This is a genomic window from Ignatzschineria larvae DSM 13226 (assembly GCF_038500265.1).
Taxonomy (GTDB): Bacteria; Pseudomonadota; Gammaproteobacteria; order Cardiobacteriales; family Wohlfahrtiimonadaceae; genus Ignatzschineria; species Ignatzschineria larvae.
This window is the reverse complement of the sequence record NZ_CP150637.1, coordinates 5,001-29,546: the sequence shown is the minus strand read 5'-3', so window position 1 is coordinate 29,546 and position 24,546 is coordinate 5,001. Positions and strand designations below refer to the sequence as shown.

The 24,546-nt window shown below is 42.1% G+C and carries 20 protein-coding genes and 2 rRNA genes (1 of these 22 cut by a window edge); 10 read left to right on the top strand and 12 right to left on the bottom strand.

What is annotated here, in order from left to right:
• Positions 1-5: 5 nt before the first annotated feature.
• From WMO13_RS00125 to ccmC, 6 genes are all read right to left on the bottom strand, one after another.
• Positions 6-533: a cytochrome c-type biogenesis protein gene (locus tag WMO13_RS00125; RefSeq protein WP_245601153.1), complete on the bottom strand. Its 528-nt coding sequence runs from the start codon at positions 531-533 to the stop codon at positions 6-8.
• On the bottom strand, positions 533-1,093 hold the full coding sequence (locus WMO13_RS00120; RefSeq protein WP_026878756.1) for a DsbE family thiol:disulfide interchange protein: 561 nt from the start codon (positions 1,091-1,093) through the stop codon (positions 533-535). Before WMO13_RS00120 ends, WMO13_RS00125 begins: the two co-directional genes overlap by 1 nt.
• A gap of 8 nt (positions 1,094-1,101) precedes the next feature.
• Entirely contained in the window at positions 1,102-3,075 is a 1,974-nt protein-coding gene (locus WMO13_RS00115; protein ID WP_034855551.1) for a heme lyase CcmF/NrfE family subunit, read from the bottom strand.
• A gap of 137 nt (positions 3,076-3,212) precedes the next feature.
• Entirely contained in the window at positions 3,213-3,740 is a 528-nt protein-coding gene (gene ccmE / locus WMO13_RS00110; protein WP_245601152.1) for a cytochrome c maturation protein CcmE, read from the bottom strand.
• Positions 3,727-3,897 carry a heme exporter protein CcmD gene (gene ccmD, locus WMO13_RS00105; RefSeq protein ID WP_084331467.1) on the bottom strand — a complete coding sequence of 57 codons (171 nt, stop codon included), beginning with the start codon at positions 3,895-3,897 and terminating at the stop codon, positions 3,727-3,729. The genes ccmE and ccmD overlap by 14 nt, the downstream gene beginning before the upstream one ends.
• 21 nt (positions 3,898-3,918) lie before the next feature.
• Entirely contained in the window at positions 3,919-4,695 is a 777-nt protein-coding gene (gene ccmC / locus WMO13_RS00100; RefSeq protein ID WP_084331466.1) for a heme ABC transporter permease CcmC, read from the bottom strand.
• A gap of 309 nt (positions 4,696-5,004) precedes the next feature.
• Between ccmC and WMO13_RS00095 the strand changes: the two genes are divergently transcribed.
• From WMO13_RS00095 to WMO13_RS00085, 3 genes are read left to right on the top strand one after another with little or no spacing between them, the layout of a single operon-like run.
• A complete protein-coding gene (locus WMO13_RS00095) occupies positions 5,005-6,126 on the top strand; it encodes an NAD(P) transhydrogenase subunit alpha (RefSeq protein ID WP_026878754.1) in 1,122 nt (373 codons plus the stop codon).
• Positions 6,127-6,138: 12 nt separating this feature from the next.
• Positions 6,139-6,432 (top strand): NAD(P) transhydrogenase subunit alpha, encoded by a 294-nt coding sequence (locus tag WMO13_RS00090; protein ID WP_026878753.1) that lies wholly within the window; start codon positions 6,139-6,141, stop codon positions 6,430-6,432.
• A 3-nt stretch (positions 6,433-6,435) separates the two neighbouring features.
• Positions 6,436-7,827, top strand: a complete 1,392-nt coding sequence (locus WMO13_RS00085; RefSeq protein WP_026878752.1) for an NAD(P)(+) transhydrogenase (Re/Si-specific) subunit beta — start codon at positions 6,436-6,438, stop codon at positions 7,825-7,827.
• Between the two features lie 308 nt (positions 7,828-8,135).
• On the opposite strand, the gene polA is transcribed toward WMO13_RS00085, so the two are convergent.
• Together polA and WMO13_RS00075 are read right to left on the bottom strand one after the other, a co-directional pair.
• Entirely contained in the window at positions 8,136-10,889 is a 2,754-nt protein-coding gene (gene polA, locus WMO13_RS00080; protein ID WP_026878751.1) for a DNA polymerase I, read from the bottom strand.
• Positions 10,890-11,167: 278 nt separating this feature from the next.
• Positions 11,168-11,977, bottom strand: a complete 810-nt coding sequence (locus WMO13_RS00075) for a sulfite exporter TauE/SafE family protein (RefSeq protein ID WP_051396182.1) — start codon at positions 11,975-11,977, stop codon at positions 11,168-11,170.
• Between the two features lie 924 nt (positions 11,978-12,901).
• On the opposite strand from WMO13_RS00075, the gene aspS reads away from it, so the two are divergent.
• The 6 genes from aspS (at position 12,902) to WMO13_RS00045 (ending at position 19,575) form a co-directional block, all read left to right on the top strand.
• A complete protein-coding gene (gene aspS / locus WMO13_RS00070) occupies positions 12,902-14,683 on the top strand; it encodes an aspartate--tRNA ligase (protein ID WP_026878749.1) in 1,782 nt (593 codons plus the stop codon).
• A gap of 255 nt (positions 14,684-14,938) precedes the next feature.
• Positions 14,939-15,283: an iron-sulfur cluster insertion protein ErpA gene (gene erpA, locus WMO13_RS00065; RefSeq protein ID WP_026878748.1), complete on the top strand. Its 345-nt coding sequence runs from the start codon at positions 14,939-14,941 to the stop codon at positions 15,281-15,283.
• Positions 15,284-15,604: 321 nt separating this feature from the next.
• A complete protein-coding gene (locus WMO13_RS00060) occupies positions 15,605-16,522 on the top strand; it encodes an SPFH domain-containing protein (RefSeq protein WP_026878747.1) in 918 nt (305 codons plus the stop codon).
• A 2-nt stretch (positions 16,523-16,524) separates the two neighbouring features.
• Complete coding sequence (locus WMO13_RS00055; RefSeq protein WP_051396181.1) at positions 16,525-16,974, top strand: NfeD family protein; 450 nt, start codon at positions 16,525-16,527, stop codon at positions 16,972-16,974.
• A complete protein-coding gene (locus WMO13_RS00050; protein WP_026878745.1) occupies positions 16,958-18,124 on the top strand; it encodes a DUF2868 domain-containing protein in 1,167 nt (388 codons plus the stop codon). Before WMO13_RS00055 ends, WMO13_RS00050 begins: the two co-directional genes overlap by 17 nt.
• Positions 18,125-18,189: 65 nt before the next feature.
• A complete protein-coding gene (locus tag WMO13_RS00045; RefSeq protein ID WP_051396180.1) occupies positions 18,190-19,575 on the top strand; it encodes a GTPase/DUF3482 domain-containing protein in 1,386 nt (461 codons plus the stop codon).
• Between the two features lie 22 nt (positions 19,576-19,597).
• Here the strand turns inward: WMO13_RS00045 and WMO13_RS00040 are convergent, their stop codons facing one another.
• Both WMO13_RS00040 and prfA read right to left on the bottom strand, forming a co-directional pair.
• A complete protein-coding gene (locus WMO13_RS00040; RefSeq protein WP_051396179.1) occupies positions 19,598-21,538 on the bottom strand; it encodes a bifunctional 2',3'-cyclic-nucleotide 2'-phosphodiesterase/3'-nucleotidase in 1,941 nt (646 codons plus the stop codon).
• Positions 21,539-21,553: 15 nt separating this feature from the next.
• Positions 21,554-22,642, bottom strand: coding sequence for a peptide chain release factor 1 (prfA, locus tag WMO13_RS00035; protein ID WP_026878744.1), 1,089 nt, complete (start codon positions 22,640-22,642; stop codon positions 21,554-21,556).
• A 90-nt stretch (positions 22,643-22,732) separates the two neighbouring features.
• Between prfA and WMO13_RS00030 the strand changes: the two genes are divergently transcribed.
• A complete protein-coding gene (locus tag WMO13_RS00030; protein ID WP_026878743.1) occupies positions 22,733-23,041 on the top strand; it encodes a septum formation initiator family protein in 309 nt (102 codons plus the stop codon).
• A 392-nt stretch (positions 23,042-23,433) separates the two neighbouring features.
• Here WMO13_RS00030 and rrf read toward each other — a convergent pair.
• Together rrf and WMO13_RS00020 are read right to left on the bottom strand one after the other, a co-directional pair.
• Positions 23,434-23,548: ribosomal RNA gene (rrf, locus tag WMO13_RS00025) — 5S ribosomal RNA — on the bottom strand.
• Positions 23,549-23,696: 148 nt separating this feature from the next.
• A 23S ribosomal RNA gene (locus WMO13_RS00020) occupies positions 23,697-24,546 on the bottom strand (it continues 2,062 nt past the right edge of the window).

The following is a 24,546-nucleotide window of genomic DNA, read 5'->3' as shown; positions in this document are numbered from 1 at the left end:
AATGCTTATGGATTCTCTTTCAGGATCTTTTGTAAACGTGATTGCTCTTCTTCACTTAAAGCCGCAACCGCCTCTGTTGTTTTCGTTGCTTTTTTACGTCCTTTGACACCAAAGACGAGTGCTAAAATCAACAGTAAAAGCACCACTGGACTAAACCAGAGTAACCAAGTAATAGGTTTAACGGGTGGATTGTACATCACAAAATCGCCATAACGATCCACCATAAAGCTGACAATTTGTGCATCTGCTTGACCATCAATAATCATATTGTAAGTCAAATCTCGCATATCTTGTGCAAGAGGGGCATCGGAATCAGCAATATTTTGATTTTGACACTTAGGACATCGAAGCTCTCGCGTGAGAGTTTGAAAGCGCTTCTCATCTACAGGATTCTTAAATTCATAGAGGTTTACAGAAGAGAATGCCGGCTGTAACATTGCAATAAGTGCCATCAGCGCAATAAAGACTCTTCCCATCTGCCACCATTTTCCAAAGCTAAATCGACTTTGGCGTTGTTCTGTCAATAATCTCATTATTGCCCCTCTGCTTGATTGTGCTCAGTATTAAAACTCGACTCATAAATCGATTTTAATTCTCGATTCCAGAGATCTACACTAATCTCTCCGACATGACGATGAACAATCACATTATTGGCATCTAAGAAGTAAGTTTCAGGTGCACCGTAAACCCCAAGATTGAGACCAATTTGCCCACTTTCATCCGCAATCGTAAAGATATAAGGATTGCCTAGATCCCGAAGCCAACGATATGCTTTCTCAGGATTATCTTTATAATCAACGCCATAAATGGGAACACCTGTGGCACCAATCTCTTTCAGCGCCTCATGTTCCGCTTCACAAGCAGGACACCAAGTTGCCCACACATTTAAAAGCGCCGGCCCTTGGATATCTTCATCCGTTAAAATCCGCGCAGTAGCCCCCGGAGCCGCTACTTCATAAGCACTAAATGCTGGTAACTGTTTACCTTTCAGTGCCGAAGGGAGGTAAGTAGAATCATTCCCAAGACTCATAAAGAGAAATATTAAAAATCCTACGGCTGCAATAATAACGCCGGCAACAATAGCTCGTAACATAGTTCCTCCTACGCAATATCTTCTGTTTTAACTTCAGAATTGACTTTCATTCTACGTCCCACTCGATAACGGCGATCTAAGATAGAGAGTAGTGCTGCCAATGAGATGATAAGCCCACCAAGCCAAATCCAACGAACAAAAGGTTTCACATAGAGACGAATCGCCCAAGCATTCTCTGCTCGTTCCTCTGCCATTGCCACATAGAGATCATCTAACAATGAAGGACGCAGCGCTACCTCACTAATCGGCATCATACTCACCGTATAGATCCGCTTCTCTGGATACATCATCCGTAATGGTTTGCCATTCTGATACACTTGGATCGTTCCCTTAGTCCCACGATAGTTAGAACCTTGGATATCTTCTAATGCCAATAATTTAAAACCATACTCTTGTACTTCTACCGTCTCACCGACACGCACTAAGCGATCTTGCTCATCGCTATAGTGTGAAGTCATCGTAATCCCGACAATCACAATGATTAACCCTAAATGTCCAAGGTTCATCCCCCAGCGCGATAAGGTTTGCCGTTTCAATGCTTGGAAATAGCTATCTTTTGCACTGCCGTTAAGCTTCACTTCAAAAAGAATTCCAAAGAAGACCCAATAACAGAGCACTAAACTCACCGATACCCATAGATCAAGGCGTCCGGCATAGAGAAAATTACTACCAAGCCCCAATATAATAGAGAGCAGCGCCATTATCATCAGCGGCTTTTTAATTCGCGCAAAATGATCTTGCTTGAAGCGAAGTAGCGGACCAAAACCAAGAATGATCAAGATTAAGAGCGTAATGGGCACCATATATTGATTGAAGTAACCCTCACCCACTGAAATTTTACCGATTTGTAAAATATCGACAACAAGAGGATAGAGTGTTCCTAATAAAACGACAAAGCAGGCAATTGAGAGAAAAATATTATTAAAGAGAATCCCCGTCTCTTTTGAAACCAAGCTCAAATGCGCATTTTGACGAATTTTTGAGGCTCTAAAGAGAAGCAGGATAAAACCAAAGAGGATAATCACTGCTAATAAGAAGAGGATAAATTGTCCACGCTTAGGATCGGCTGCAAATGAATGAACCGAAGTTAAAACCCCTGAACGAACGAGGAAAGTTCCAAGCACGCTTAAACAGAAGGTCAACAGCGCAATAATTACAGTCCACAAGGTAAATACTTTACGTTTCTCGGTTGCCGCTAAGGAATGCAATAAGGCTGCCCCTAAAATCCATGGGATTAATGAAGCATTTTCTACAGGATCCCAAAACCACCAGCCTCCCCAGCCAAGCTCGTAGTAAGCCCACCAGCTACCGACAGTAATCCCCAGTGTCAAAAACCCCCAAGCAGCCAGTGCCCAAGGTCGTACCCAACGAATCGAGACGCGGTCAATGTGACCTGTTAATAGGATAGCGCACATAAATGCATAAGGCACCGCAAAACCCACATAGCCCATATAAAGTAGTGGTGGATGGATAATAAGCCCTACATCTTGCAGCAATGGATTAAGATCACGGCCATCATAGAGATCAAGTGTTAAGTTTCTCGCAAATGGATCGGATGTGAAGATCAAAAAAGCGATAAAACCGGCACTAATCCCCCCTAAGATCGCTAACGTCGTCGATGAGAGTTCTAGCGGCATTTTCCGTGTAAAGAAGACTGCGGCTAACATCCACGCAACAAGGGTAAAGACCCAAAGTAACATCGAGCCTTCATGCCCGCCCCAAATAGCAGTAATTTTATAAACGGAGGGAAGCTTGGTATTAGAATTCAAAAATACATAGGAATAGCTAAAATCACTAATCCAGAATAGGTGCCCCAAATAGATAAAAGAGAATGCTACCAAGACAAAGAGCCAGATCGTCAATGGTCTTGCACTATACATAAGCTGCGGACTACGAAGTTTTATCCCTAATAGCGGGATAATAAAGAGTGCAATTGAGACGCCAAGGGCGACATAGAGAGAAAGCTGACCTAAGGGAAGCATAATAATTCTTAACCTTTATTGTGTTAAATCTATCTTGATAACTATCGATTCTTTAAATATAGTCAATTTGTTAAAACCCCAAAATTTTCAAACAATTTAGGGGTTCTATCCAATATCAATCTTACTGTTGATTGTCACTACTTTGAAGCATCGCTATTTTGTGCTTTTTTAGTTGCTTCAATCTGCTTACCAGGGTGTCCCTGAGCTTCAAGTGTTGCAGCAACTTCGGGTGGCATATACTCTTCATCATGTTTTGCCAAAATCTCTTCAGCGGTAAATTGATTACCTTCGATTAGCATCCCGCGAGCAATAATCCCTTGCCCTTCTCTAAAGAGATCCGGCAAGATTCCATCATAAGTCACAACGATCTGTTCACCCGAACCATCGACTAAAGCAAATTTCACTTCTAAATTATCTGAACCTTTCTCTAGAGTCCCCGGCACCACTAAACCACCAACACGAATTGTTTTCTCTAAAGGCGCTTCCCCTCTAGAGACTTGCTCCGGCGAATAGTAGAGGTTGAGATTATCTCTTGAGGCATACATTGCAAACCCGATGACGACAAAAGCCGCAACCACTAAAGCAATAATAATCCACATTCGCTGTTTCTGTTTTGGCGACATCATGCGACGTTTTTTCGGCATTGCCGTACTATTTTGAGCCATATTCCACTCCCTCCTGCAACATTGCCTTTTTTAAATTACGCCCTTCCATAATGAGAGCGACGATCAAACCAATAAGACAGATTGCCACAAAACCGTAGCAACTCCAAACATACGCCGTATGTTTCCCCATGTTCAAAAGATCTAAAAATACTGACATCTATCTATCCCTTCTCAATGATTACCCTAACTTACTATAACGCTGCTCTAATTGCTCTCGATAAATCAGATGTACGCTCTTCAATAGAATATATCCCACCGTAAAAAGACCATAAGCCACCATCATCAACATTAGCGGCCGAAGCATTTCAGGTGCAAGGCTTGGCCCCCCTTCAGCAAAAATTGTGCTTTTTTGATGAAGGGTCGCAAAGAGATAGACCGACACCTTAATAATCGGCACAATGACAACACCAATAATCGCTAAAATCGAGATGGCAATGTTCCCCTTTTCTCGATCTTCAAAGGCATTATCTAAGCCGATATAACCTAAATAGAGGAAAAAGAGAATCAATACGGACGTTAAACGTACATCCCAAACCCACCAAGTTCCCCAAGTCGGTGCTCCCCAAATCGCCCCTGTGACCAATGTAATAAGCGTGTAAACCGCGCCTAATACCGCAGTTGCTCTTGCAACCACCGGAAATAACTTAATTCTAAAGATCAAAAATAGGACACTTAATCCCGCTACTACCATATAGAGTACCGATGAAAGAATTGCTGCCGGCACATGGATATACATAATTCGTACAGTATTACCCTGTTGATAATCCACAGGCGAGTTAAAGAGGCCATAATAGAGCCCAGCCACTGCAACAATGGCACTTAAGGCAAAAGCCCAAGGAATGATTTTCCGGGCAAAAGGCACGAAATACTTATAACTAATCAACCGTTTAAATGCGGTCCATTTAGATTGACCTTTTCCTGTTGCTGGTCTTTGTTTTTGATTCTGCTTCGCCACAACAACCCTTTATCTAACAAATATATTGAATAAGATCTCTTTTGAGTATTCGTTAGTATAGCAAATCTTCCCCTTTGCGCAGTAAAAGAAATTATGAAATCAAAGGCTAAAGTGATTAGAAATACGACCTCAAACAAAATTCTTTCTGAAAATAGCTTTAAAATGGCAGCATGGTAACCTCAAAATAGTTGATAAAACCGCAATCAATTGCCTTTATAACGCTTTTAGCGTGTAAGGACTTACCATTTCAAATGATAAAATGGTAATATGATTTTTCATTCTTTTTTGCCACTAGGAGCACTGAAAACTATGATAAAAACCATCATTGTCCTGAAAGAGCATAATCCTCTTGAAAAACGTGTGGCGCTTGATCCGAAAAATATTGAACGTCTTGTTAAAAAAGGCTTTCAAGTGATCGTAGCCCCTGAGGCTGGCAAGCACGCTTATTTTAGTGATGAAGAGTATATTGCAGCAGGTGCTACGGTAGATGTACCTGATTTTGCAACGCCTGCCATCATTCTTGCGATTAATCCTCCCGATAAAAAAATCATCAATCAATTTAAAGCAGGATCAACCTTGATCTGTTTACTCGATCCCTATCGGCAAATTCCGCTTATCAAGCAGTTAGCCGAAGCTAAAATTGATGCGATCGCTCTTGAATTTATTCCTCGCATAACAAGAGCACAGAGCATGGATGTTCTCTCTTCACAAGCGACCATCTCGGGCTATCAAAGTGCACTCATAGCAGCAAGTAGCTCTCCACGCTTCTTCCCGATGCTTACAACAGCAGCCGGCACTATCCGCCCAGCCAAAGTTTTAGTGATCGGTGCAGGCGTTGCCGGCTTACAGGCAATTGCTACAGCCAAACGTCTCGGCGCACAAGTTGAAGCGTACGATATTCGCCCAGATGCGAAAGAGCAAGTGGAATCACTCGGTGCAAAACTCGTCGATACCGGCGTTAATGCCGCAGGAGAAGGCGGTTATGCTCGTGAATTAACTGATGAAGAGAAGGCACAGCAAGCCGAAGCGCTCGCAAAACATGTGAAGGGTGTTCATGTCATCATCTCAACAGCGGCAATTCCGGGTCGACGTGCGCCGCTCATTATCACAAAAGAGATGGTTGAGTCGATGATGCCGGGCTCTGTGATCGTGGATATGGCTGCAGAAACCGGTGGCAACTGCGCACTAACAAAGGTTGGAGAGACCATTGAACATCACGGTATCACTATCTGTGGCCCACAAAACTTACCCTCTACTGTTGCAATTCATGCATCAGAGATGTTTGCACAAAATATTTATAACTACCTAAGTCCCTTCATCACTGAAGAGGGACTACAATTCGATTCTGAAGATGAAGTCGTCAAAGATTCCCGTATTATTCACAATGGCGAAGTTGTCTCTGAACGTATTAAACCGCTTCTCACAGCTTAAGGAGAATTTTATATGATTACAGGATTTGCAGCGCTCTATATCGTTGTGCTTTCTGCTATTTTGGGCTATGAAGTAATCTCCCGAGTACCGGCGATTCTCCATACTCCATTAATGTCAGGTTCAAACTTCATCCATGGAATTATTCTCGTGGGTGCGATGATTGCACTTGGCCATGCAGAAGGGGCATTTCAAACAATCCTAGCTTTTATTGCCGTTATCTTTGGTGCAATTAATGCCGTAGGTGGTTACTACGTCACCGATCGGATGCTCGAGATGTTCAAATCTAACAAAAAAGAGGAGAAATAGACTATGGGCGCACTGCTTGTGAATATTGGCTACTTTGTAGCTGCTATTGTTTTTATCTACGCGCTCAAAAGTATGAGCCATCCTTCAACCGCTCGCAAAGGGATTCACTATGCGGGATTAGCGATGTTATTAGCGGTTGTGATTACCCTATTTCATCCGGCGATTACAGCGCATCACTATTTTACAAACTTAATTTTGATTATTATCGCGGTCGCCATCGGTGCTGTGATTGCAAAACGCTCTGCACTCAAAGTGGCAATGACCGATATGCCACAGATGATCGCAATCTATAATGGCGTTGGTGGCGGAGCGGCTGCGATTATTGGGGCAATTGCCTTACTTCAAGTAGGTTCAGCAGAAAACACCTCTAGCGCACTATTCCTAGCCGCTATTGGTGGCTTTATCGGTGCGGTTTCTTTCACCGGTTCTATCGTGGCTTGGGCAAAATTAGATGGCCGAATGAATAAAACCATTCGCTTTAAAAATCGTAATGCGGTTAACCTCTTCTTATTGATGTTCTCGCTACTCTTAGCATTACTCCTAGCATCAAATGCAGAGCCTAGCTACTTTATGATCTTTATCTTCTTCGCCTTCACCCTTGCATTAGGAGCTTTAGTAGCGATTCCTATTGGTGGCGCAGATATGCCGGTCATCATTTCGCTCTTCAATGCCTTTACCGGTATTGCTGTTGCCTTTGAAGGGATTGCGCTCGACAACGGTGGCCTTATCATCGCCGGTACAACCGTCGGGGCGGCAGGTACACTCTTGACAGTTCTCATGGCGAAAGCAATGAACCGTTCATTAAGCAATGTTCTCTTCTCTAACTTTGGTGAAAAGAGTGCGGAAGAGACAGAGATTGAAGGCTCAATGACGGAAACAGATGCGGCAAATGCGGCGATGACAATGGCTTACTCTGATCGCGTCATTATCGTCCCAGGTTACGGTTTAGCGGCGGCGCAAGCACAACATAAAGTGGCAGAGCTTGTGAAGATTCTTGAAAATCGCGACGTTGATGTGCGCTTTGCAATTCATCCTGTTGCAGGAAGAATGCCGGGCCATATGAATGTTCTGCTTGCAGAATCAGGGATTCCTTACGAGAGCATCTTTGACCTTGATGAGATTAATGATGAGTTTAAAGATACCGATGTCGTACTTGTGATCGGTGCAAATGATGTAGTCAATCCTGTCGCTCGGACAGATAAATCAAGTCCGATCTACGGTATGCCCATCCTCAATGCCGACCAAGCAAAACAGGTATTTGTCATCAAACGGGGTCAAGGCTCAGGCTTCTCGGGTATTGAGAACCATCTCTTCTATCTCGATAATACCGATATGGTTTATGGAGATGCCCAAAAAGTGTTAAATGAGATGATTACTACGCTAAAATCACTCTAATGAGTCTTGAGTCATTACAGGATATCGCTTTGTTTTAAAAAGATAGATATCTCTTAAATAGAGCGCTAATATCGAAAGAGTTAGCGCTTTTTTTATGGTATTCATAGTAAATTTGGTTTAAGAAAAATGATTTTAAACCACACTTGCAAGATGCCGGATAGAACGGATCCCTTACTTATTACAACCGATGCGCCGGCATTTAAATAAGCTTATTTTGAACCAACATTACTATAAAATCATTATCAATAAAAAGGCACGAATGTGAGATTCGTGCCTTTCAATGATCTTATAAACTCATAAACGAGAATTTAACTATCTGTTTCATCCCAATTCTTACCACGACCGACTTCTACAATCAGCGGTACATCAATCTCAATCACATCGGTCATTGCTGTAATCAGTAATTCTGTTGCTAACTTCTCTGATGCAAGTGAAGACTCTAGAATCAATTCATCGTGCACTTGTAATAACATTTTCGCTTCAATCTCCGGTTTTTCACTCAACAAACGATCTACCTTTAGCATTGCTAATTTGATGATATCGGCTGCCGTTCCTTGCAGTGGTGCATTGATTGCAATTCGCTCTGCACCTGAACGGGCAATGGCATTACTGCTATGAATTCCCGGAAGATAGAGCCTACGCCCTAATAGCGTTTCTACATAACCTTGCTCGCGAGCGCGCTCTTTCGTCTGATCCATATAATTTAAAACGCCGGGATAACGGCTAAAATAGAGGCTAATATACTCTTGTGCTTGGGTTCGAGAGATTCCTAACTGCTTCGCCAATCCAAACGCCCCCATTCCATAGATTAAACCAAAGTTAATGGCTTTCGCCGCTCGACGCTCTTGGCTTGTCACTTTTTCAAGTGGGGTACGGAACACTTCCGCCGCCGTTGCCGCGTGAATATCCTTCCCCTCTCTAAAGGCCTTAATCATCGTCTCATCTTGAGAAAAATGTGCCATTAAACGAAGCTCAACCTGTGAATAGTCGGCAGAGAGTAGAATATGCCCCTCTTTCGCCACAAAAGCTTCCCGAATTCGTCGCCCCTCACTAGTTCGAATCGGGATATTTTGCAGATTAGGGTTCGAAGAAGAGAGTCGACCGGTACTCGTTTGCGCTTGGTTAAATGAGGTATGGACGCGCCCTGTATCAGGGTTAATATCGGCGACTAATGAATCGGTATAAGTTGAACGTAACTTCGAAAACTCCCGATACTCAATAATCAATTTCGGTAGCGGGTAATCCTCCGCTAATTTTTGTAATACATCTTCCGCAGTGGACGGCGCGCCTTTTGGCGTTTTCTTAATGACCGGCAACTGTAATTTATCAAAGAGAATCTCACCCACCTGCTTTGATGAACTCATATTAAATTCTTCGCCCGCTAACTCATACGCTTCAATCTCTAACGCTTTTAAACGCTCGCCAAACTCGTGACTGAGCGCTTCTAAATGCGCAGCATCCACCTCAATACCGGCGTGTTCCATTTTTGCAAGTACCGGCACTAAAGGCATTTCGATCTCTTCATAGATCTGATATTGCCCGGTTTGTGCTTTGAGGCGAGGCAATATACTGTGTCGCAATTGCAAAGTAATATCCGCATCTTCACAGGCATAGAAACTCGCTGTCTCAATATCAATCTCATCAAAAGTCTTCTGATGACGCCCTTTGCCGGCAATCTCTTCAAAGGAAGTGGTTTTATATCCAAGATAGAGTTCCGCTAAGGCATCCATATTATGACGATTACCAGTAGGATCTAAAATATAGCTCGCCAACATCGTATCATCGGCAATACCTTGTACTTCGATCCCATAACGCTTCAAAATATGCCAATCAAATTTAGCATTCTGCCCTACCTTTAGAATCGCGGGATCTTCCAGAATAGGTTTTAGGCGAGGAATCACTTCATCAATACTCAAAGGATTTTCTAAACCGGCCTGTTTGAAGGGGATATAGATTGCAGATCCCGGCGCTACGGATAGTGAAATGCCGATTAAAGCGGAATGCATAAACTCAAGACCATCTGTCTCTGTATCAAAGGCCAGTAACGCACTTTCCGGCACCAATGCTAGAAAAGCCTCTAACTCGGCTATTGTAGTAATCGTTTGATACTCTCGAGTTGCCGGCACCTGCGGGTTAACCCACTCTTCACCGCTGACTGAACTATCACTGGCTTTTGCGGTCGGCGGCACAAAGCCCTCATCCACCGCATCCCCTTTCTCAAGCTCTGCTAATAACTGCCGGAAACCAAGCTCTTGATAGATGGCTTGTAACCGCTCGGTAAAGCGATCTTTCGGTGTTAATTCTTCCACTTTAAAAGGTAGGGATGCTTCGGTATATAGGGTTGTGAGCTTTTTAGAAAGTGCTAAGACATCGAGGCTATCTCGTAATCTCTCGCCTACTTTACCCTTGATCTTCTCGGCATTTTCAATAATTCCCTCAAGCGAACCCCATTCGTGAATCCACTTTGCCGCAGTCTTAGGTCCCACACCTTGAACGCCGGGAATATTATCGGCACTATCCCCCATCAATGAGAGATAATCGCGTACTTGCTCAGGATAAACGCCATATTTTGCAAAAACCTCTTCTCGGCCAAGCATCTCATTTTTCATTCCGTCAAACATATTAATAGCGCCATCTTCCACAAGTTGCGCTAAATCTTTATCACTCGAGGCAATAATAGTCCGGATACCTTTTGATTTTGCTTCCACTGCAAGCGTTGCAATCACATCATCGGCTTCAATGCCGGGGATTGAGATACGGGGATAACCCATCAGATCAATAATCTCAAAGAGCGGTTCAATCTGTGCCCGTAGATCATCCGGCATCGGCGGACGATGTGCTTTATACTCTTCAAACAGATCATTCCGAAAACTCTTACCGCTTGCGTCAAAGATCACACCGAGATAATCCGGTCGAAATTCCCGCATCAATTTCTCAAACATATTAATCACCCCACGAATCGCCCCCGTTGGTCGGCCATCTGGGCTTTTAAGTGGCGGCAACGCGTGGAAGGCACGAAAGAGGAAGTTAGAGCCATCAATGACTAAGAATGTTTTCGACATAGTGATTATTAACCTTTATACAAGTATCCGAATGGATCTGAACAGATTTCAAGACCCTATTTCAAGAAAATAAATGACTTCAATTATAATACAAAAAAGCGAGGAACTCGCCCCGCTTCTTATCTGCTTATTCACTTATTCAATTTATGCGCCCTCTCTGCCTCAAATCTCTACATTTCGAATCCCTACACTAATAAAACATCCACTTATGAGGTTCTAACGCTTTGCGCTTGTGCTATCGAATAAGAATCTCGCCACATCTTGTTAACCAATAAACTTTAACCAATAAAATTATTGTAAATAAAAACCAATAGAATCAATGTTAAAAAGCCGGCAAAGATCTGCCGAATACGTTTTACCGGTAGAATATAGACTAACTTCGCGCCAAGCGGTGCGAAAATAAAACTCGTGATCGATAAGCCAATCACTGCAGGAAGATAGATAAATCCAAGGGAATTATCCGGCGTATCCGCGACATTCCAACCTGTTACTAAGGCACTCAGCGCACCGGCACACGCCATTAACATTCCAACAGCAGAAGAAGAGGCGATTGCATTTTTCATTTTATAACCGATTTTACTTAAAACCGGTACGATCATCACTCCTCCACCGATACCGACGAAACTTGAGATAAAGCCAATAACACTCCCGACTAAGAGGTAGAGTGGTTTTGCAAAGGGAATCATTTGATCGGCTTCTTTTTTAGACGCGCCTCGCACCATATTGAAAATGGTATAGGCCAAAAAGAGACAGAAGAAAAGTTGTAGTACTAAATTATTAAGACGACTCACGACAAGACTACCGAGCGCCACGCCTATCATCGCCCCAATCCCTAATAAAAACACCACCGGCCAAACGACAGAACCCCGGCGTTGGTGCGCAATGACTGAAGAAAGACTCGTAATGCCCACAACGGCAAAAGAGGAACCTAATGCGATTTTCATCACCAAATCAGGATCAACCCCAATTGAGACTAAGAAAAAAACCACTGTAGGCACAACTACAGTACCACCGCCAACGCCTAAAAGACCTGAGATAATCCCGATCACACAACCTAATAACAGAAAAACAACCAACTCAATCCCCATTGTGAAATATCCCTATTTTATTCTTATGTACTTATGTCCCTTATCGCAATCAACGACGTTCGCAATAAACAACGTTATCTACTTCTAATCAATACTATACATTAACAATCCGATAATAATTTTATCTCATACAGTAGTGTATGATTTACAGCGATCTTTAATCCGATAATCAATCTCTCTGAGCAATAATGCCTCAATCTTATTTTAAAAGATAGTCCGAGAATAATTCGTACTTTTCTCACGAGATAAATAATGAAGATATAAAAAGAGTAAACAGCCCTATTTGACAGCGATTACCCCCTTTTATTCAACATTAAATTGATATTTATCCAAACTCATTTACCAAAAAAATTTGCATTTATAAAATAAATACGCTAATCATAAAGGTGTCGGCGTTATCAAATTTTGTGTTTAGATTGATAATAACTATGAAATAACAGCATCACCACAATCTAAACATAGACAAAGGAGGGCTAAGCCTAAGAGGAAAGATATCCTCACAGCTTAGTAAAATATGGTGAGTAGTATCGCCTCTAATAATAAATATATAATCAATAGAGGACAGATAGGCTTATAAATCTAGGAACCTGCGTTTATTACAAAGGTTTCACTGCGAATCAACGTAGGTTCCTAGACTATTATTCAAGATCACTCTGCGATAAATGGTATGCGGATCACAATCTAAAATCCCCCCTTTATTCGAGAGTCGATCTTGAAGGGGCTAAACGGGGATTAAGATCTATAAGATCTTCTGCATTCACCCTTTTCCCTAAAGACAACTCTTTCACATATCTTCCTCTGAAAGTTTCCGCAAAATGTCTTATAATAATCTCATTTGCTTTTCAAATTATTCAATTATAATTTACCCTTTATTTGCCCCTTGATTGGGGAATATTTAGATTCATTTTTAAGGACAACAACATTATGCGATCACATTATTGCGGATTAGTGAACGAAGATCTTATTGGCAAAACCGTTACCCTCTCTGGTTGGGTACATCGTCGCCGTGACCACGGTGGGATTATCTTTGTCGATCTTCGAGATAGAGAAGGTATTGTGCAAGTGGTTATCGACCCTGCACTATTATCAACCCCTTTTACTGAAGCCGAAAAGATTCGTAATGAATATGTCATCAAAATCGAAGGCGAAGTGATTGCTCGCCCTGAAGGAATGATCAACGAGAATATCGTTTCGGGAAAAATCGAAGTCGTTGCCAAGCAACTTGAGATCCTCAATAGCTCAGCGCCTCTTCCGTTCCAATTAGGGGATGATAAAACCTCTGAAGAAGTTCGTCTCAAATATCGTTATCTTGATCTACGGGATAACAGAATGCATCAAAACATTATGTTGCGTTCAAAAGTGACCCGCTATATCCGTCAAGCGCTCGATGAGCAAGGCTTCCTCGATATCGAAACACCGTTCTTAACTAAAGCAACACCTGAAGGGGCGCGTGACTATGTTGTTCCCTCTCGTGTACATCACGGCGAATTTTTTGCACTTCCACAAAGCCCACAGCTCTTCAAACAGCTATTGATGGTCAGTGGTTTTGATCGCTACTATCAGATCGTCCGTTGTTTCCGCGATGAGGATCTTCGTGCAGATCGTCAACCTGAATTCACCCAAGTGGATATCGAAACGTCATTCCTCTCATCGGATGAGATTATGGATATTGCCGAGAAGATGATCCGCAATGTATTCCAAGAATCAATCAATGTGGATCTTGGAGATAATTTCCCACGGATGACTTGGCACGAAGCGATGGCTCGCTTTGGTTCAGATAAACCTGATCTTCGTATTCCACTTGAGTTTACTGAAGTCACAGAATTGATGAAAGGTTGTGATTTTAAAGTCTTTAAGGATGCTGCGAACCGTGAAGGGGGTCGCGTAGTTGCCCTCAATATCCCGGGCGCTTCTGATCAATTTACTCGTCGTCATATTGATGAATACACAGATTTCGTAGGTCGTTATGGCGCAAAAGGTCTGGCTTACATTCGTGTCAATGATATTGCTGCAGGTCGTGACGGCTTACAATCACCGATTGTGAAATTCTTAGATGATGCAACATTAACGGAATTACTCAAAGCGACGAACGCCCAAAATAATGACATCATCTTCTTTGGCGCAGATAAAGCCACTGTTGTGAATGATGCAATTGGTGCATTACGCGTTAAAATTGGTAAAGATCTTAACCTACTGACTTGCAAATGGGCACCAATGTGGGTTGTTGACTTCCCGATGTTTGAATATGATGAAGATGCGAAACGTTATGTGGCGGTTCATCATCCATTTACAACACCGAAAACGGGCATTGAATCATTAACAGATCCGGCTAATGCGATTGCCAATGCTTATGACCTTGTTTTAAACGGTACTGAGCTCGGCGGCGGTTCAATCCGTATCTTCAAACACGACGTGCAGATGAAAGTCTTTGAACTTCTCGGCATTGATAAAGCCGAAGCGGAAGAGAAATTTGGCTTCCTCTTAGATGCGCTTAAATATGGTGCGCCACCGCACGGAGGTATTGCTTTTGGTCTTGACCGTTTAGTCATGTTAATGGCTGAGCAAAATTCTATTCGTGACGTGATCGCATTCCCGAAAACACAATCGGCAGCTTGTCTCTTAACCGATGCACCGGCACATATTAGCCAAGCACAATTAGATGAATTAGCGATTGCCGTTGTTCCGGATGAAGAAGAGAACAAATAGCATCCTCTAGTGTCATCGATATAAGAGATACCAACAGCATTAAGCGCTGTTGGTATTTTTTTGCTCTGATATACTCAAAGCAGCGTATAAAATGCCAAATGCAAAATACCGTTTCCTACCATCTCTACAAAGAACACCATTTGGGCGCCTCTATATCGAGAATCATTACAAATACCGGCAAAAGTATCCCGAAGAATTGAAATCTAGGCTATAATAGAGGACAAATTTGAACTATTTTCATTCAAGGAGAACACTATGTCGATGATCGATGATACAGGCATTAATTTCACAGATTCAGCAGCGCTTAAAGTGAAAAGCCTAATTGAACAAGAAGGTGATCCATCGCTGAAACTTCGCGTCTATATTCAAGGCGGCGGTTGCTCAGGTTTCCAATATGGTTTTGCATTTGCCAATGAAGTCGAAGAAGGCGATGTAGAAGTAGTTAATCAAGAAGTGACGCTTTTAGTTGATCCTTTAAGCTATCAATACTTAGTCGGTGCTGAGATCGATTATGTGAACGATCTTCAAGGCGAGCAATTTGTCATTCGTAACCCTAATGCAACGACAACTTGTGGTTGTGGTAACTCTTTTAGCGCCTAATCACATCATTAATACCGATTGAATCATCAGCTAAAATAATTCTGATACTTATATAATAGTGAGAAATATTTATAAACGGATCATTTGAGTACTTATCTCAATATTTATTTCTATCATTATTTTAGCGTTTATCTAAAAATAGACATTATTATTTTAATGATAATATTCTATCTTTATTCTATTTTCTGATAAAATCTATTCCCTATTGTTCGTAATATTCTTTATACTAACAATTGGAGATATAAACACCTATCTCTATGAAAGATGTAGGTGTTTTTTTCAATACCCTGTTTTAGGCAATTAAAAGGATATTAATTCATTATGAGTACAGGTATGATTTTAGTCTTGATCATTGCGGCTATTGCCGTTTTAATGATCTTCCTTGGAATTAAGATGGTTCCTCAAGGTAGTGAATATACCGTTGAGCGCTTTGGTCGCTACCGTAAAACGATCACACCGGGGATCTCTTTCATCGTGCCATTTTTCGATCGTATTGGCCATAAAATCAATATGATGGAAAATGTTGCCGATGTTCCCTCTCAAGCGGTGATCACCAAAGATAATGCGATGGTGCGTGTCGATGGTGTTGTCTTCTTCCAAATTAACGATGCAGCACGAGCAGCTTATGCTGTGAATAATTTAGGTTCAGCGATCCTGAATCTCACAATGACCAATATCCGTACCGTAATGGGTTCTATGGATCTTGATGAGCTACTCTCAAAACGAGATGAGATCAATGCAAGCCTCTTAGCGGTCGTCGATCACGCGACAGAACCTTGGGGTGTTAAAGTCACTCGTATTGAAATTAAAGATATTGAACCCCCTAAAGATCTCGTGGATTCAATGGCGAAACAGATGAAAGCAGAGCGGGAAAAACGGGCTGCAATCTTAGAAGCACAAGGGATTCGAGAAGCTGAGATTCTCAAATCAGAAGGGGAGAAACAATCTGCCATTTTAGCGGCTGAAGGTAAAAAACAAGCGGCCATTTTAGAAGCAGAAGCGAGAGAGCGCTTAGCAGAAGCGGAAGCAAATGCGACACTGATGGTTTCTCAAGCCATTAGAGAGGGTGATATTCAAGCCGTCAACTACTTCGTTGCACAAAAATATGTGGAAGCTTTTGGCAAAATTGCTGAGAGTGATAATGGTAAGATCATTATGATGCCGATGGAATCTGCAAGCGTGGTAGGTTCTATTGCAGGTATTGCTGAATTAGTTAAAAATGCAGGTAAGGAGTCGTAATAATGTCCCTATTTTCAAGTTTTAGTCCTATGATGGTGTGGCTGATTCTCGGCGCTATTTTGATATTACTTGAAATGTTGGTTCCCGGCGTTTTCCTATTTTGGCTAGGTATAGCAGCGCTCATTGTAGGGGCGCTGCTTCACTTTTTCACCTTTTCTGTAATGGTGCAGATTCTGCTTTTCGCAATTTTCTCAATTATCACTGTGCTCATTGGTATCAAAACCTATAAACGTGGGGAAAAAGATATCCGCTCACAAGATCCTAATCAAGTTCGTGGTGCGGAATATATTGGCAAAATTTATACGATTACAACGGCGGTTGAAGAGGGCGAAGGTCGCTTGCCTTTAGGGGATTCGGTATGGCGTATTGCCGGAGAAAATATCCCGGCAGGTAGCAAAATTCGTATTACCAAAGTAACAGGAAATACCTTAAATTATGAGCGCGTCGAATAATCGTTCTCAACTAACGGATCATAAAACAATGCTCATCAATCAGGTGGGCGCTGTTTCTCTTCGTCCCTCAAAAACGGTGATTACACTCTTTGCAATTCTCTTAATCTTTATTACTATCAGTGGCAGCGGTGCACTGCTCTCTTCCCCTATTCACCCGATTGCACTGGTATTAGGCATTTTAATTCCCTCTTATCTCTTTTTAATCTTTGCACTCATTCGGAAACACTCACTCTTTTCTGACCTATTATTACTATTACAAAGACAGATTAGGAAACTCCAACACCGTATACAGGGTGATCAATCAGCAACGCCGACAAGAATCAACCCCGCTTTAAGTGAAGCTGATACAGCACAATTAATGCGATTAATGAAATCCGTAATGCACTTCTCTTGGCTTGTGATCTTTATTGCGCTGATTGTCAGTCTCTTTTTTCAATTTACCCTCAAACAATATGAGTTTCATCTCTACAGCACGCTCTTTCCACAAGAGAATGGACTCTATTATCAGATTATTGCGGTATTAGATTATCTGCCAAGCTTTTTTCATCAATCCTTAATTACTCCGGAAATCATTGAACATAGCCTCAATAGTACGCCCTCAGCCATTGAAAATGCAATGTGGGCAAAATGGGTCATTCTGATGATTCTCTATTATGGACTGATTCCTCGATTGATCTTCTTTCTCTGCGCTTATATTCCCTATCGCCGACATCGGCAGATTATGCCACCGACGGTTGCAAGCGTGACTCAAACACTCACACAGATTGTTGACCCGGCCAAAGCACGCCCGCAAACAGTGCGACCTGTGAAAACCATTACGCAAGGAGAGCATCAAATGGAGGTAGCACTCGATTATGCCTATCCCTTACCCCATAATATTAAGGTGATTAATGATCGAAAAGCCTTTAGCGCATTACAACAAGCTTTAGAACAGGCACCGCTTGTGAGTTTAATACTCTATATTGATAGTGAGCTCACACCGGATCGGAGCTTACTACGCCGAATCTATACGCTTCTTAATCTCTCTTTAAATAATGAAATTATTCTACTCGAAGGGAATGACCAATCCCGACTCAAAGAGTGGCAAGCAAAATTACAGCCCAATCTTTATGAAAATGAGATTTTACGGGTTACGCCCAAGCCTCAATAGCTGATTCTTAACCCTATTACTATGCTATTTATGGCATAATAGAGCCTTGAGTTACAGGGGGATATATGAGTGGTAAAATCTTAAAAATTGCAATTGTCGGTCATACAAATACAGGAAAGACATCCTTAATTCGCACTATTACGCGCGAGCGAAATTTTGGCGAAGTGAGAAATGAAGCATCCACCACAATTGATGTCGCCGAGATTAAACGCTCTTCAGATCAACTGACACTCACCTATATCGATACCCCCGGCATTGAAGATGCAATGGGCGTATTAGATCTCTTAGAGAACCAGTATCCCTCACGTACTCGTATGGAAGAGGCTAATAATCTCCTGCGATTTGCCAATGATCCCGAAGTCGAAGCTGAATTTGAGCAGGAAGTGAAAGTGATTAAGCAGCTCTTTGAAGCTGATCTGACCTGTTATATTGTCGATTGCCGACTTCCCTTTTTACCTAAATTTGATGATGAATTAACCCTCATTGAAAAAACTCATCGCCCTATTCTCCCGATATTGAATTTTATCCAAGGGGAATATTTAGATATTTGGAAACAACATCTTAAAGCGCACGGTATTCATCATTATCTAGAATTTGATACGATTATGCCACCGCAAAAGCGTCGATTTTATGAGCAGATTGCTATTATGTTTCCGGAACTTTATCAAGAGATTATGGCTTACATTCAGCTCGAAGAGATTGCTGAACAAACACGGTTTCATACGGCAATGGAGCTCTGCGCTAACTTCTACCTCAATTTAATGACATTGCAAGTCAAGAAAAAGCGGGGAACGAATGCCGATAAAATTATGAAATCCCTCAATCAATCCATTGAGAAATTAGAGCAATCAACACTACAAAACCTACTCAATTGTTATCAATTTAACAAGGAAGATATCGCCTATTTTGCGGTTGCCGTTGAAGGCTCACAATATGAGCAAGAACTATTTACGAGTGAAAATCTCATCGATTTCTCTGTGCAATTTGGCAAAGGTGCAGGTGTTGGCGCAGGGCTCTTTGCCGGCATTGATGCTTTAGCAGGATTTACAACACTAGGTGCGGCTTCGGCAACGGGAGCTATTCTTGGCGGACTTGCGGCCTCTTTCAAACATTACGGTAGCTCCCTAATGGATCATCTACAAGATCTGGAAACATTCTGCGTCAATGATGAAGCCATTGCTCATCTCTTATCACGAATGCTCTATATGGTAGGAGCCTTAAGTGGTCGTAGCCACGCTGAATTAACACCTATTTATCTCAATCAAATCAGAGATCTCAAAGAAGATCAGTCGGCATTACAAGCATTTATTCACGATAATCGCTATCTCAGGGCACATCCGGAATATTATGAGAAAAATGGCCGAATGATTGATAGTAAACGGGATAAAGTCCTCACAACACTCACAGAAAAGCTGACATCACTCTATCAATCGGCATTAAAGCAGGCATAGCAGATTGATGAATAAATCCCGATTATGAACCACTATCAATCTGATAAAGCGCAAATTTCTCGGGATCTTCACCGACATATTGAATAGGATAATGACAATGTTGTTCAATAATCGCCCGAGATTTGCCACTATTGGCTGTTTCAAATAGTAATTTTGCATTTCCTAATGCTGAGAGCGCTAATTCCCAATTATAATCGGGCTCAACTCTTAGCTCGCCCCGTTGAGATGTTGCCTGAATATAAGAGAGAATCACTTCAGGAATCTCCATCATCGTTCCACAGACCACCTGCCCGCTGCCTGCCCCTGGGAAACGATCGACTAAGGCTCGATAACTGTTGGTTGCCAAATAGAATTGATCTTCCGGTTTAATCAATGCTCCTTGATAACGAAGTTCCATAATACGTTCAGTCTCTGCATTTAATAATGAGAGATCAGGGGCATAACGTGGTAATTGCGAAGGATCAATCTGATATTCGATCCCTTTAATAATATCGAAGTTGTAAGGTCGGTATTGCGCCCAATTGATGAGCTGTTGCGGCGTTTCAGCTGCTGGATTAATTGTATGATAGATGCTTGCACAACATTCAAGCCACTCTTTTAAATTAGCGCCACTAATTTGTAATACTACAAGATAATTAGGATAGACATAGAGATCGGCAACATCTTTAAAATAGAGCTCCCCGGGATCAATCTCTGTAAAATAACTCGGGTCATCTTTTCGGCTTCCCACCTTAAAAAGAGGAACTGCCGAGAGAAGTGGATATCGCGGGAAATAAGTCTCTTTCGCTTTTGATGCTAACAACTGCTCAGCCATTGCTCGCTGACTATCTGCGACAATCTGAATACAGTGGTCATCTTGAATTAACGATAGATAGCTATAGAAACCTGTTTGACATACACCGATCGGCACTTTCATCATCGCTCGGATTGCTTCGTGGGCATCTTGCATCAAAGAACGATAATAGGGATTAACTTGACCATTAATAGGCCAATCTTCTTCAATAAAACGTAGCTCTGATCGGCCCTCTGTAACCATCCATTGATCTTGCTCGAATGTTAAGTTTAGATCAATTACCCCTAACCAACGAGCCCAAGAGCCGGGCATAACAACAGGGGTTCCAAGAATCGTACCGTTGGCAACATCAATTCCTAAAGAGTCATACCCCGATTGATCGAGATCCGCTGAAAATCGAAAACTCTCTGACGGAAAACGGCGATGTTGATGACCCGTAATAAGCGCATCTACTTCTGGAATTTGAGCAATATAGTAACCACTATTCTCCATTTCCGATTCAAAAGGTCGGCGAGAGATTCCCGTATGTGCCAATGCAACTACAATATCGGCGCCGGCTTCACGCAATAATAGCGCTTCTCTCTGAATAGCTTCTACCGCATCAAAGCTCTCTAAAGCAGGGTTTGTTAACGCATACTCATCTAAATGATTTTTATCCCAAGTGGTCACTTGTGGCGGCACAATACCCGTCACACCGATTTTTAGCAGGATTTTCTTACCTTGATCAGTCACCATTTCTCGCTCTAATATTACTGATCGAGGCAATAGAGGCTCACCATCTTGGTCACAAATATTCGCATTGACATAGGGAAATTGCGCTTGTTTTAACACCGTTTTAAGATAATCAACCCCAAAATTGAACTCATGATTTCCAATAGTCGCCGCATCATATCCGATCGCATTCATAAGGGTATAGGCAGGATGCTCTTCTTCTAACGCATATTCCCGTAGATAATCAGACATTGGTGCTCCTTGTAGCAGATCGCCATTATCAAAGAGAAGATGATTCGATACTTCTGACCGCGCTGAATCAATCAAGGTCGCAAGTGAGATCAATCCTGTATAAGGCGCAACTTTATCTCGATAATAATCATAGTCCATGTAAAAACCATGAATATCGGTCGTTGCTAATAATCGTAACTGTAATTGATCTTGCTCTCTACGCTTCATTATAACCCTTGAAGATTATTCATCTCCACCTATTGCGGCAAGAAGATCTGCCTGATTTTCTTGAATCAAGGGTTCAATCACCTGATCAAGATCGCCATTCATAATTTCATCTAATTTATAGAGCGTAAGATTAATACGATGATCTGTAATACGCCCTTGTGGGTAGTTATAGGTACGAATTCGCTCAGAACGATCCCCTGAACCGACTAAGTTCCGGCGATTTTCGCTCATCTCTTTCTGCTCACGCTCACGCTCTGCTTCTAATAGACGAGCACCCAATAAACTCATCGCTTTTGCTTTATTTTTATGTTGAGAACGCTCGTCCTGACATTCCACCACAACCCCTGTCGGTAAATGGGTAATTCGAATCGCGGAATCGGTCACATTAACATGCTGTCCACCAGCCCCTGATGAACGGAATGTATCAATTTTAAGGTCTGCAGGATTAATCTCAATCATCTCTGTTTCAGGGATTTCTGGTAAAATCGCCACCGTTGCCGCAGAAGTATGAACCCGACCTTGAGATTCTGTCTCAGGAACCCGTTGTACCCGATGCGCCCCCGATTCAAATTTCAAACGAGAATAAGCACCTTGCCCTGTTACTCGAGCAATGACCTCTTTATAACCACCGTGCTCCCCATGGTGCTCACTGATTAACTCAACTCCCCAACGGCGCTCTTCTGCATAACGCATATACATTCGAAGCAGATCGCCCGCAAATATCGCAGCCTCATCACCACCGGTTCCGGCACGAACTTCAAGGAAGATATTGCTATCATCAAAAGGATCTGTAGGTAACAGTAAGACACTAAGCGATTTCTCTAAACGTTCTTTCTCAGCTTCTAAAATAGGAAGCTCTTCTTTCGCCAACTCTTTAAGCTCACTATCAGATCCATCAAAGATCTCTTTAATCTCGGCAAGCCCCTCTTCATTCGCTTTCCAAGCATTAAATTCAGCAACAACAGGATCTAAATGCGCATACTCTTGCGAGAGCTCTCTAAATTTATTATTGTTATTAATGACTTCCGGGTCAGAGAGAAGATGGGAAACTTCTTCTAAACGCTCTTTTAATTCTTCTAATTTTGCAATTATACTGTCTTTCATTCGTTACTTTACGCTATAATAAGTGGTTCAAGATTTTATCGCTTATTATCTCAAATCTAAAGGCTTTCGTACAATGCGAAATGATCAAATATGAAGTTAATGCATCTTCTGCTCATTATCCTTCTCCTAATCTTAGGAATTCTCATCAAACAGACCTGGTTTGACGAAGAGAGCGGGCGTAAAAAACTAGATGCATTGCAAGCCTCTTTAGAACAATTACAACAACAAAATCAAGAACTCCTCAATCAAAACAATCATATTCGCCAAGTGATTAATGGCATTAAATATAATTATGGCGCAAGAGAAGAATTAGCTCGTAAGCATTTAGGGCTGATTAAAGAAGATGAAACTTTCTTCCATGTTATTCCTGCGGATAGTGATGAGAGTAATCAAAAATAAGATACTTATTACTCACTCATAGAAGATATAGTAAGATCGTTTCAAGATAAGCCCATTTCGTGCGGCATCTTGCAAGTGTTGTTGAATACAGTTTTATCTTCTTTTAACTCCCCCCCAATAGCGGTTTAAAACCATTTTTTTAAACCCAATTGACTTTACCAACAAAAGTTGCTCAATACACCCAGCTACTTTCAGCACAAAGTGGGATTGCGCTTCTCACGGAACAAGCCCAATAAGATACTTCCTTTATAAAACTCCCCTGATAAAATTCTCCTTATAAAGTAACTTTTATCCCTTATTTTGATAAAAATAAGTTACTAAGTTGATTTTTTTAAAATTTTCCCACAAAAGAAAAACCCCTAGTTCACTGAACTAGGGGTTTCTGTATTAAGCCCTGGAAATGACCTACTCTCACATGGGAACTCCCACACTACCATCGGCGCTGCTACGTTTCACTTCTGAGTTCGGGACGGGATCAGGTGGTTCCATAGCGCTATTGTCTCCAGGAAAACTGGTTTGTGTTTGAAGTATTAAATACTCCACTCACGAATAAATTTGATTAGTTGGTTAGTAACAGCAAGTAGACTGTATTCTTCGTTTTAACTTTGGAAACGTTCATGTCTCATTGTAAGACAAATTGTCTAAGACCTATTATATGGTCAAGCCTCACGGTCAATTAGTATTGGTAAGCTCAATGCATTACTGCACTTACACACCCAACCTATCAACGTCGTAGTCTTCGACGGACCTTCAGAGGGGTTAAACCCCTAGGGAAATCTTATCTTGAGGAAGGCTTCCCGCTTAGATGCTTTCAGCGGTTATCCCGTCCGTATGTAGCTACCCGGCTATGCCATTGGCATGACAACCGGAACACCAGAGATACGTCCACTTCGGTCCTCTCGTACTAGAAGCAGCTCCTCTCAAATTTCCAACGCCCACGGCAGATAGGGACCGAACTGTCTCACGACGTTCTGAACCCAACTCGCGTACCACTTTAAATGGCGAACAGCCATACCCTTGGGACCGACTACAGCCCCAGGATGTGATGAGTCGACATCGAGGTGCCAAACTCCGCCGTCGATATGAACTCTTGGGCGGAATCAGCCTGTTATCCCCGGAGTACCTTTTATCCGTTGAGCGATGGCCTTTCCATACAGAACCACCGGATCACTAAAACCTACTTTCGTACCTGCTCGACGTGTCTGTCTCGCAGTCAAGCACCCTTTTGCTTTTGCACTCATAAGCCCGATTTCCGACCGGGCTGAGGGTACCTTCGTACTCCTCCGTTACTCTTTCGGAGGAGACCGCCCCAGTCAAACTACCCACCATACAATGTCCTTAGCCCAGATCATGGGCCTAAGTTAGAAGTCCAAATCTTTCAGGGTGGTATTTCAAGGATGGCTCCACAACAACTAGCGTCGCTGCTTCAAAGCCTCCCACCTATCCTGCACAAAAAGATTCAAAATCCACTGTAAAGCTATAGTAAAGGTTCACGGGGTCTTTCC